This is a genomic window from Micropruina sp. (assembly GCF_047606365.1).
Classification (GTDB): domain Bacteria; phylum Actinomycetota; class Actinomycetes; order Propionibacteriales; family Propionibacteriaceae; genus Micropruina.
The window spans coordinates 17,147-26,567 of record NZ_JASGEN010000007.1 but is presented as its reverse complement, the minus strand read 5'-3'; the positions used below and the strand labels follow the sequence as shown (position 1 = coordinate 26,567).

15 protein-coding genes are annotated in these 9,421 nt (G+C 70.0%); 11 read left to right on the top strand and 4 right to left on the bottom strand.

What is annotated here, in order from left to right; all coding sequences use genetic code 11:
• The first annotated feature begins 7 nt into the window (after window positions 1–7).
• The 7 genes from QM624_RS01155 (at window position 8) to QM624_RS01125 (ending at window position 4,807) form a co-directional block, all read left to right on the top strand.
• Window positions 8–625, top strand: coding sequence for an SAF domain-containing protein (locus tag QM624_RS01155; protein WP_415088249.1), 618 nt, complete (start codon window positions 8–10; stop codon window positions 623–625).
• Window positions 625–1,392 (top strand): hypothetical protein, encoded by a 768-nt coding sequence (locus QM624_RS01150; protein ID WP_415088248.1) that lies wholly within the window; start codon window positions 625–627, stop codon window positions 1,390–1,392. The genes QM624_RS01155 and QM624_RS01150 overlap by 1 nt, the downstream gene beginning before the upstream one ends.
• Complete coding sequence (locus QM624_RS01145) at window positions 1,389–2,342, top strand: hypothetical protein (RefSeq protein ID WP_415088247.1); 954 nt, start codon at window positions 1,389–1,391, stop codon at window positions 2,340–2,342. Before QM624_RS01150 ends, QM624_RS01145 begins: the two co-directional genes overlap by 4 nt.
• A 154-nt stretch (window positions 2,343–2,496) precedes the next feature.
• Window positions 2,497–2,706 carry a hypothetical protein gene (locus QM624_RS01140; RefSeq protein WP_415088246.1) on the top strand — a complete coding sequence of 70 codons (210 nt, stop codon included), beginning with the start codon at window positions 2,497–2,499 and terminating at the stop codon, window positions 2,704–2,706.
• A 43-nt stretch (window positions 2,707–2,749) separates the two neighbouring features.
• The gene (locus QM624_RS01135) at window positions 2,750–4,033 is read left to right on the top strand and encodes an AAA family ATPase (protein ID WP_415088245.1); all 1,284 of its coding nucleotides are present in this window, start codon (window positions 2,750–2,752) and stop codon (window positions 4,031–4,033) included.
• Complete coding sequence (locus QM624_RS01130) at window positions 4,026–4,304, top strand: hypothetical protein (RefSeq protein ID WP_415088244.1); 279 nt, start codon at window positions 4,026–4,028, stop codon at window positions 4,302–4,304. The genes QM624_RS01135 and QM624_RS01130 overlap by 8 nt, the downstream gene beginning before the upstream one ends.
• Complete coding sequence (locus QM624_RS01125) at window positions 4,304–4,807, top strand: hypothetical protein (protein ID WP_415088243.1); 504 nt, start codon at window positions 4,304–4,306, stop codon at window positions 4,805–4,807. The genes QM624_RS01130 and QM624_RS01125 overlap by 1 nt, the downstream gene beginning before the upstream one ends.
• 8 nt (window positions 4,808–4,815) lie before the next feature.
• Here QM624_RS01125 and QM624_RS01120 read toward each other — a convergent pair whose 3' ends face one another.
• Window positions 4,816–5,022, bottom strand: coding sequence for a hypothetical protein (locus QM624_RS01120; RefSeq protein WP_415088241.1), 207 nt, complete (start codon window positions 5,020–5,022; stop codon window positions 4,816–4,818).
• An 89-nt stretch (window positions 5,023–5,111) separates the two neighbouring features.
• On the opposite strand from QM624_RS01120, the gene QM624_RS01115 reads away from it, so the two are divergent.
• From QM624_RS01115 to QM624_RS01100, 4 genes are read left to right on the top strand one after another with little or no spacing between them, the layout of a single operon-like run.
• Window positions 5,112–5,885 carry a terminase large subunit domain-containing protein gene (locus QM624_RS01115; RefSeq protein WP_415088239.1) on the top strand — a complete coding sequence of 258 codons (774 nt, stop codon included), beginning with the start codon at window positions 5,112–5,114 and terminating at the stop codon, window positions 5,883–5,885.
• Complete coding sequence (locus QM624_RS01110; RefSeq protein WP_415088237.1) at window positions 5,882–6,616, top strand: hypothetical protein; 735 nt, start codon at window positions 5,882–5,884, stop codon at window positions 6,614–6,616. The genes QM624_RS01115 and QM624_RS01110 overlap by 4 nt, the downstream gene beginning before the upstream one ends.
• A complete protein-coding gene (locus QM624_RS01105) occupies window positions 6,613–6,822 on the top strand; it encodes a hypothetical protein (RefSeq protein WP_415088236.1) in 210 nt (69 codons plus the stop codon). The genes QM624_RS01110 and QM624_RS01105 overlap by 4 nt, the downstream gene beginning before the upstream one ends.
• Entirely contained in the window at window positions 6,819–7,655 is an 837-nt protein-coding gene (locus tag QM624_RS01100) for a hypothetical protein (RefSeq protein WP_415088235.1), read from the top strand. The genes QM624_RS01105 and QM624_RS01100 overlap by 4 nt, the downstream gene beginning before the upstream one ends.
• 88 nt (window positions 7,656–7,743) lie before the next feature.
• On the opposite strand, the gene QM624_RS01095 is transcribed toward QM624_RS01100, so the two are convergent.
• The 3 genes from QM624_RS01095 to QM624_RS01085 all read right to left on the bottom strand — a co-directional run bounded on the left by QM624_RS01095 (window position 7,744) and on the right by QM624_RS01085 (window position 8,926).
• On the bottom strand, window positions 7,744–8,421 hold the full coding sequence (locus QM624_RS01095; RefSeq protein ID WP_415088234.1) for a recombinase family protein: 678 nt from the start codon (window positions 8,419–8,421) through the stop codon (window positions 7,744–7,746).
• Complete coding sequence (locus tag QM624_RS01090; protein WP_415088232.1) at window positions 8,418–8,576, bottom strand: hypothetical protein; 159 nt, start codon at window positions 8,574–8,576, stop codon at window positions 8,418–8,420. Before QM624_RS01090 ends, QM624_RS01095 begins: the two co-directional genes overlap by 4 nt.
• A gap of 68 nt (window positions 8,577–8,644) precedes the next feature.
• Window positions 8,645–8,926 carry a hypothetical protein gene (locus tag QM624_RS01085; RefSeq protein WP_415088231.1) on the bottom strand — a complete coding sequence of 94 codons (282 nt, stop codon included), beginning with the start codon at window positions 8,924–8,926 and terminating at the stop codon, window positions 8,645–8,647.
• Between the last annotated feature and the right edge of the window lie 495 nt (window positions 8,927–9,421).

The following is a 9,421-nucleotide window of genomic DNA, read 5'->3' as shown; positions in this document are numbered from 1 at the left end:
CCCGACGATGACCGACCCGAGCGTTTCTCCGGCCACCGCCACCATCAGGCCCCGACGCAATCTGCGCTGGATCCTGATCGGGGTCCTCGCGATCTGCCTGGGCGGATTGGGGTCGGCGGTCCTCTACACGAGCGTGGCCGACGCCACCTCGGTGCTGAAGGCCAATCGCACCATCCATCGCGGCGAGCTGATCGGGCCGTCCGACCTGGGACCGGTCAGCCTCGGCAGCCACCTCGGCGTCGAGACGGTGCCGGCCGAGCGGGCCGCTGAGTTGATCGGCAAGACCGCGCTGCTCGACCTGTCCGACGGAGCACTGGTCACCCCCGCCTCCATCGGGGAACCCGAGGTGGTGCCGGGCTTCTCGCGGCTCGGTCTCAAGCTGGCCCCGGGTCAGGTGCCGGTCTCCCCGCTACCTGCGGGAACCTCGGTGGTGTTGGTGCCGATCACCACGGGCAACGACGGCAAGTCGGCCGGGTCGGCCTATCGAGCCACCATCGCGGTCGCGCCGGCAAGCCTGGCCGACGGCAGCACGTCGTTGGAGGTGATGGTCGCCGACGCCGACAGTGACGAAGTCGCCCGGCTCGCGGCCGCCGGACGGCTCGTCGTGGTGAAGCGAGCACTCTGATGTCCATCGTGGTGCTGACCTCGGCGGGCAGTGCGCCGGGCGTGACTACGACGGCTCTCGGGCTCGCCTTGACCTGGCCGCGTCCGGTGCTGCTGGTGGACGCCGACCGGACTCCCACCCAGGCCGTCCTTGCCGGCTATCTGCGCGGTGAACACCCTGGCCAGCGCGGCTTCGGCCGGTTGCTGCAGGCCGCTCGCGAACGGCGTCCGATGGCGGAAGTGCTCGACGACGAAACCATCGAACTGCCGCCGCTGCTCGAGACCGACACCCCGGCCAGATTCCTGCCGGGCTTCCCGCATCCGGGTGTGGTCGGGCTGTTCGGTTCGGCCTGGCCGGAACTGATGGCGGCTCTCGCCGAATGGCCGGGCGACGTCCTGATCGACGCCGGACGGGTGGGTGCCGAGGGCCTGACAGTTCCGCTCACCCAACGGGCCGACCTGGTGCTGATGGTGACCGGGACGTCGCTGGTCGCGTTGGCGGGGCTGCGGCTCTACCTCGGGGGAGTGCGTGACGCGGCCGGCGAGACGGCGCTGCTGCTGGTCGGCAGCGGACGGCCCTACGGCCGGGCCGAGGTGCAGGGCCAGTTCGCGATCACGATCGCGGGCGAGGTGACCCACGCGCCGGCGCAGGCCGCGGTGCTCAGCGACGGCGCACCGCGTCCGCGGCGGTTCGCCGACTCGGCCTACGTGCGCAGCCTGCGCCAGGCCGCCGGCTCGATCGCCGGCCGGCTGGAGGCGTCCCGTGAGCTGATCGGAACCCGCCGATGACGAAGCTGACCACGATTCCGCTGTGGCAGGACCTGCCCTTCGAGACCACCGTGCCCGCCGAACGGCTGCCCGGACGGCGTCCGCGCAGTGCCGAGTCGCCCGATTGGGAGGACACCTGCCCCAGCTCGGCGCCGTCCGAAACGCCGGCCGGGCTCGACTGGAGCCTGGTGGTGGTGTTGCGCCGGAAGGCGTCCGAACTGATCACCCGCGAACTCGCCGAGTACGCCGACGAGCACGGCACTGCGATGCCCGACGTGGATCGCCGGTTGCTCGGGCGGTCCCTGGTCCGCCAAGTGGTGCGCGATCACGCCGAGGATCTGTCGGCCAACGGCCAGGCGCTGTGGCCGATCTCGCTGGAACACGCCTACGCCGAGGGTGTCGAGAACGCCATCTTCGGCTACGGACGCCTGCAGCCGCTGTTCGAGATTCCCGGCGCGGAGAACATCGAGATCCACGGCCACGACTCGGTGATGGTGCAGTTCGGCGACGGACACCGTGAGCAGCGACCGCCGGTGGCCGATTCGGACCAGGAGTTGGTCGAGGCGATCCGTTTCCTGGGTGAGTCGGTGTCGCCGGCGCGGCCGTTTGACGATGCGCACCCGACGATGACGCTGGCGTTGGGGGATCGCTTCCGGTTGCATGCGATCGGCTTCGGTCTGTCGTACCGGCCGTCGATCACGATCCGGCAGCACATCCTCACCGACGTGTCGTTGAAGGACCTGGTGGCCACCGGCATGCTGCCCGACGAGGTCGGCCGGCTGCTGCATTCGGCGGTGATGGCACGCAAATCGATCGTAATTTCCGGCGACCAACCGGCGGGCTACAAACCACTACTATACGCAGGCCCCTGGGAGCGGCGCTGCCGCTGGGTGAACATCGGGTGCCCGAGGTGGGGGCGCGTCACAAGTTGGGGGTTGCCTTGCTGGCCGAATGGCAGCCCTGTAACTTGAGGTAAGCCAACAACTACAAACCGAGTCTTAGCTGTAATGCATCGAAAGTGCGTGAGCCCCAGCCGGAAGCGGGGCCGGACGTAGAGCCCAAACGGACCAAGAGCCGTTTATCGAGAAGGGGCAACGGGACTCTCCTATTCCAAGGAGAACCCCTATGTCCACCGTCAGCCAACGCACCATCGGCAGCCTCGGTTATGCCTGCCGCGCAGATGTCGGCACACCAGAGACTCGCGCCGAGGCCCGTCGCGACCTGGCCGCCATCCGCTTGGAGCAGGCCATCGCCGAGGCCATGGATGCCCCGGCACCGCTGACGATGGCGCAGCGGGCGGCGCTGGCCTCGATTCTCACCAGCGGCGTCAAGTGACCGCCGTCGAGTCAGCTCGGCAGCAGGCTGGGGGCTGATCCCCGTGACGCGACAGGGGCAGGGCCCCGAAGCCGCCGACCCCCAAGCCCGAAAACGCGTCGACGACGCGCTGGTCGAGGCCGCCAAGGACCGCCTGGCAATGAGTGAAGACCAGCGGATCTACGAGCAGGAGCGCGCCAGGCGCAGGGCGAAGCGGCGCCTGGACGCCGAGGAAGCCGAGGACCTGCGCGAGCAGGCGGGCAACACCGCGCCGCCCGGCCAGTCGTGGCGGCCCGATTACGTGCTCGAAACCGCCGCCGCGCTGCGCGAGGGCACCATCCGGCGGACCGCCCCCACTGTTGGCGAGGTCGGACAGGGCCGGTTCCTGTTCTACGAGGGCAAGGTGAACGGCATCCATGGGGAGTCCGGCTCTGGCAAGAGCTGGACAGCGTTGTGGGTGTGCGTGCAACAGCTCATCGACGCCGCCGACGTGGTCTATATCGACCTGGAGGACGACGAGGTCGGCATCGTCGGGCGGCTGCTGGACCTGGGCCTGACCGACGAGCAACTGGTGCACTTCGCGTACCTGCACCCGGAGGAGGCCTTCACGGACGCCGCTCGGCGGGCGCTGCTGTCGTACGTCGAGCAGGAGCGTCCGACGCTGGTCGTGATCGACAGCACGGGTGAGGCGTTGGCGCTCGACGGTGCCCGGCCCAACGAGGACGACGACGTGGCGCGCTGGTTCCAGCGGCTGCCCGGTGCGATTGCGCGGCTCGGTGCGGCGGTGGTGGTGCTCGACCACATGGCCAAGGCGGATTCGTCCGGGCTGTGGCCCATCGGGTCGCAACGGAAGCGGGCGGCCATCAGTGGCGCCCAGTACCTCCAGAAGACGATCGAGCCGTTCGACAAAGAGACCGCAGGCGCCGCCGAGCTGGTGGCCGCCAAGGACCGCCACGGCAACTACCGGGCCGGGCTGCCTGTTGCTGTGCTGGAGGTTGACCCCACGGGCCCGGAGGGGCTGTCGGTGCAGCTGGTGCCGGTCGCGGAACGCGCGGAGACCAGCCCGGTTGACGAGGTAGCGCACTGCATGGAGGTCGTGAGCCGTCTGCTGGAGGGGCTGCCCGAGGGGCACAGCGGCCTGACGAAGCGGGGCGTCCGGGAACGGGTGCGCACCCTGGCCAGGGGCCGGAACGACCTCACCGACCAGGCGTTGGGGTTGCTGGTTCGGCGGGGCTTGGTGTCCATGACGCCGGGGCCGAGGAACGGCAAGTACCACCGGTCACTCCACCCCTACCGCGCAGCCGAGCGCGATTTCACGCCAACCACCGAAGGAGACACCGATGACTGAGCCCGAGCTGCCCAAGTGGGTGCAAGAGAAAGTTCACGGCGACTTCCAGCGGGCGCTGGAGCTGTTGGCCGCGATCTCCCGGACCGATGCCGAGCGACTGCTGGAACTGTTGCGCGCCGAGCGCGACGTGATGGGGCTGGTGCTGGCCCTGGCGTCGCTGGCGCACTACTTCCGGCCTACCTGGCCCGACGTTCCGGATGACACATTCATCTGGGACCACCTCGCTTCCCAGTGGTACGCGGCGGGGCTGCAAGAGCGGGGACAGCTCTGATGGGCGCGTGCAAGGTGTGCACCCACCCGGAGCGGAAGAGCATCGACGCCGCGCTGATGATGGGCATGCCCCGGCGGCAGGTGGCGGCCTCGTTCGGGGTACACCGGGACTCGATGCGGCGGCACTACGACCGCCACCTGAAGGCGATTGCCGCCGAGCTGACAGCCGAGCGGGAGCGGGCGGGCGCCACGTCGGCCCTGGACAGGCTGGAGGAGCTGTACGGGCGGACCAAGCGGATTCTTGACCTGGCCGAGGAGGAAGGCAAGGCGTCGCTGTCGCTGGCGGCGGTGCGCGAGCTGCGCGGCATCGTCGAGGTGCTGGCCCGGGTGACCGGCGAGCTGGACGAGAAGCCGACCGTGACGGTGAACCTCGCGGCGTCGCCGGAGTGGCAACAGGTGCAGACGTTGATTCTGGCCGCGCTCGCTCCGTACGCCGAGGCCCGGCAGGCGGTTGTGCTGGCGCTCGACAGCGCCGAGACGGTGCCGGGGGAGGTCGTGCAGTGAGCGGCCCGCTAGCGAACGCCACCAATGACCGTGGTCGGCGGAACCGGCGTCACGTGCACCGGGATGCCTGGGCCCACCAAGAACGCCACGTCGCCCCTGTTGATGGTCTTGAGCAGAACGCACCCGGTGCCGTTGAACGACTGAATGACTTCGAGGCTGCTCTTGCCCTCGACGACGAACGTCTCGCTGCCGTAGTGGAGCTTGAACTTGGCCATATGGGGCCCTCCTGTTCTGTCGCTGCCGGGCGTGTTCCCGGCGGGTGCTCGCAGACTATCGGCGGCCACGGACAGTTTTCGGTGGCGCTATGAGGACGACCCTGGGCGGTGCCCTGGCCGCCGCGCTCGACCCGGTGCGCTGGGCGGCTGGGCTCGGTTTCGTGGCGGAGCCGTGGCAGTCCGGCCTCATGCGGACGACGGCTGCGCGGGTGGTTGTGCCGTGCTCGCGGCAGGTCGGCAAGACGCAGTCGACCAGCTACAAGGCGTTGCACACCGCGCGCAACGAGCCCGGCCGCGACGTGCTCATCATCTCGCCGAGCCAGCGGCAGTCGACAGAGATGCTGTTGCGCATCAAGACGGTGCACCGCGCGGCGGGCGGCGGTCGGCTCACCAAGGACAACGAGACCGAGATCGGGCTGCCCAACGGGTCGCGGGTGCTGTCGCTGCCGGGCACCGAGGGCACCGTGCGCGGGTTCGCGAACGTCCGGCTGCTGATCGTCGACGAGGCGGCCCGAGTGGACGATGACGTGTTTGCGTCGGTGCTGCCGATGGTGGGCAGCGACGGCCAGATTCTCGCGCTGTCGACCCCGTGGGGGCGGCGCGGCTGGTTCTTCGAGCTGTGCGAGGAGGCCCCCGGCAACGGCTGGGAGCGGCACCGCGTCACGGTGTACGACTCGGCGCAATGGACCCCGGAGCGCATCGCCGAGGTGCGGGCCAGCGTCGGGTCTTACGTGTTCTCGTCCGACTACGAAGCCGTGTTCGGCGACGTAGAGACGCAGGTGTTCGCCACCGAGGACATCCGGCGCGCGTTCGCCGCCGACCTCGACCCGCTGTTCCCACTAGGCGCGGAGGTGCCCCAATGATGATTGACCCGTACCCGTCCTTAACGGTCGGCCTCGACCTGGGCCAGGCACACGACTATTCGGCGCTGGCCGTGGTCGAGCACGTGCAGGTGCTGCCCGAAGACTGGCCGATGGAGCGCTACCTGCGGCACCGCCAGCGGCAACAGGAGATATGGGCCAGTGGGCGCGGCGACTACGTGAGCATGCCCACGATCCGCGAGGAGTTCTGGGTGCGGCACTTGCAGCGGTGGGCGATCGGGACGCCGTACCACGAGGTCGTGCGCGGCGTGGGTGGGTTGCTGTCGCGGCCGGAGCTGCTGGGTGCCCGCCTGTACTACGACCGCACGGGCGTCGGCGCCCCGGTCGGCGACTCGTTGTGGCAGGCGTACACCGACGGCCGGATGGGCCGCTCGATGCCGAACGGGGTCACGATTACGGGCGAGGGCGGTGACCGGTCGTACGCCAAGCGCGACCTGATGCAGGCGTTGCAGCTGCCGATACAGCAGGGCCGGTTCCGGGTGCCGCAGCGGCTGCCGTTGGCGTCCGTGCTGGAACGCGAGTTGTCGTCCTTCCAGATGAAGCTGACCCCCAGTGGCCGGGCGACGTTCGACATTGCCCGCCGCGAGGGTGAGGGGCACGGCGACTTGGTGCTGGCGGTGTCGCTGGCCGTGATCGACCCCGGTTACAAGGTGGTGCCGCGTCTGGTGGAGACGGCTGGCCGTGCCGACCTGATGGACGGAGGGCCGAAGTGAGGCCGGTTGCCGCGCTGCGGGCGGCCAGCGGTGCGGCGCGCGACCGGCTGCGCGCGGTGTCGCCGAACGATGCCGCCGTGATCGACGAGCACCTGTCCGCGTTGCGGGCCGAGGCCGCCATGTGGCGCACCCGGTACCGGGCGCTGGAACAACAGATGACGAGGGACGCCGCACGGTGCGGCGCCCACGAACAGGAGGAACGATGAGCAATAAGGCCAAGATCAAGGGGCACAGCTACAAGCCCCACCGGGACATCGTGGGCCGCATCGCGAAGGTGGTTCTGGCGCTCGACCGCGACCTGAAGAACATGGGCTGGAAGGTGCCCGACCCGGCCAACCGCGAGGAGTACGCGAAGCGGCGCCGGGAGGAGACCCTGCGGCAGGTGACGGAGCTGCGCGCTGAGCTGGAGCAGCTGACGCAGGCCGACAGGCAGTTGGGCCACTACACGCCCGACCCGTTGTCGGGTGAGGCGCTGGGTCGTGCGCAGCTGTACGCCACGCAGGCCGCCACCGAGCTGGCCGGGCTGGGCGGCGAGGAGTGCCTGAAGGTGTTGCAGCAGGTGGCCGCCGTCGGTGACAACGAGCGGACCGCCGCCTACCTGACCGCAGCCCGTGGCCGCATCGGCTCGGCTGGGTTGTCGTCGGAGCTGTCGATGGTCGAGCGCCAGGTGGAGCCGCAGGACGCCAAGGTGCACCGGGCGTTCGGGGCGGCGGCCAACGAGTACTGGGCCCAGATGTACTGGTTCGACGAGCACCTGACCGAGGCGCTGCGGAAGGCGGAGCTCGGCCAGATGGCGAGCCCGCCCGCCGAGGCGCTGAACATGGAGCAGCTGACCGGGAAGCCGTCGGCGGCTGAGGCCAACTGGCAGGGCACGCGGGGGCTGTTCTTGGCCCAGAACGACGCCGAGAAGGCCGCCCTGAGGGCGTTCAACGGTGCGATCGGCGAGGCGGGCGTCGACGGGGAAGACACCTCGGCGGGGACGTTCAGTGACGCCGTGGCGGGCTCGATGGCGGGGGCGACCGGGTTCGGCGGAGAGTAGCCCGCGACACCACAACGCCCCGGCGTCCTTGAGAGGATCGCTGGGGCGTTGTGGTGTCTGGGGAGCCCAGGGTGCCGGAAAGCGGGTGCTAGGACGCGAGGGGGACACCTGCAGACGCTGAGGATGACTGGCGGGCCTGCTCCCAGAGGATTACCCGCCGGATGCTGGCCGGGTGCCACCTGCCCGCCCCGGTGGCGGTGGGCGTGCCGTCGTCGGTGAGCTGCTGACAGATGGCGGTGGGCCCGTGGCCGTCGCGGTGGAGCTGGACGATGCGCGCCGTGGTGGCTGGGTCGAGGGCCGAGCGGCGGCCCATGTGCTTGCCCTCGGCCTTCTTGACGGCCATGGCGTCGCGGGTGCGCTCGGAGATGATGCCGCGCTCGAACTCGGCGACCGCCGCCATGACGTGCGCCATGAAGCGGCCCGCGCTGGTGGTGGTGTCCACGTCGAGGTCGAGGCACGCCAGGTGCCAGCCCTCGCGGTGGGCTGTGCCGAGCAGGTGGGCGAAGTCGGCGACGCTGCGGCTGAGCCGGTCGAGCCTGCTGACGGCCAGCATGTCGGCCTGGCCTGAGCGCAGGTCGTCGAGGGCCTGGGCCAGTACGGGGCGGCCTTCCAGGCTCTTGGCGCTGGCGGCCTTCTCGCGGCGGAGGTCGAGGTGCCAGCCCTTCACCTGCGCGGCGAGGGCCAGGGCGGCCACCTGCACCTCGGGCCCGGCCTCCTGCCGCCCGGTGCTGACCCGGACGTACCCGATCGCACGTAGGCGCTTCACGAGCCGAGCCCCAACAGCGCGGCCACGCGGTCGACCACTGCCTCAACGAGGCGGGGGTGCAGCTGGTCTCGGCGGACGGCTTCCTGCGCGAACTCGCGGGCATCCTCGCGGAACCGGATGTGCTCGCCGAAGCTGTCGACGAGCTCCTCAGCCATGAACTGGATAGGCGTCAGCACCACCGGGGGCGGCCCGGAGAGCCGGTCCAGGTGGTGCTCCCTGCCCGTCACTGTGCGGCCCTCGCGGCGTTGGCGGCGATGCGGGCGAGGAGGGCGGTCTCCATGGCCGCCAGGCGCCGGACGCCGCGCTCGGCAAGCGTGCGGTTGTGCCCGCGCTTGCGGTTGATGCGGCTGCGTTCGAAGCAGAGGAGGTTGCGCGTGATGCGCAGGTAGTCGCTCCAACTGGAGTACCCCATGGGCAGGCGGCCTGTCTCGATCTCCTCGACGGTGGCCTGGGTGGCTTCCTCGTACAGGCTGTCTGGCTGGACGGTTGTAGTGGGCTCGGACATAACGTGGCTCCAACTCTCCTATGACTAGGTGCGATGTCTGTTAATCAGACAAGCGTGCGATACCAGCCTAGCTCTGTTTAGCGGAAGGGTTGCCTTCGGAAACGGTGCGAACGGGGCTCGACGCGGTGGGGGAAGCCGCTGCCAAACCGCCTCGATAGCGCCTGAGGCCCAACAGGTTGTGCCCCTTAGGCCCAACGAGTTGTGCTGGTGCGCCGACGAGCTGAGCGGATGTGCCGACGACCGCCGTTGAGCCCCGACGAGGCGCCAGGGCCCCCCGCCACACCCCCGCAGAACCCGACCGCCCCCGCCCCAGCTTCAACATGCCGCTCGGCGCACTCGGGCGCAGCACCTCCGCGCCACAACAGCGCCAAGCCCCGGCTACCCCAAACCAACCCCTAGAAGAGTCCGTGCCCCACCGTGCCGCCGACCGTGCCGCAGTGCCCGCCCTAGAGGGCGGGCACATTGGGCACACTCGTCTCGGCCACTGTGCCCGGC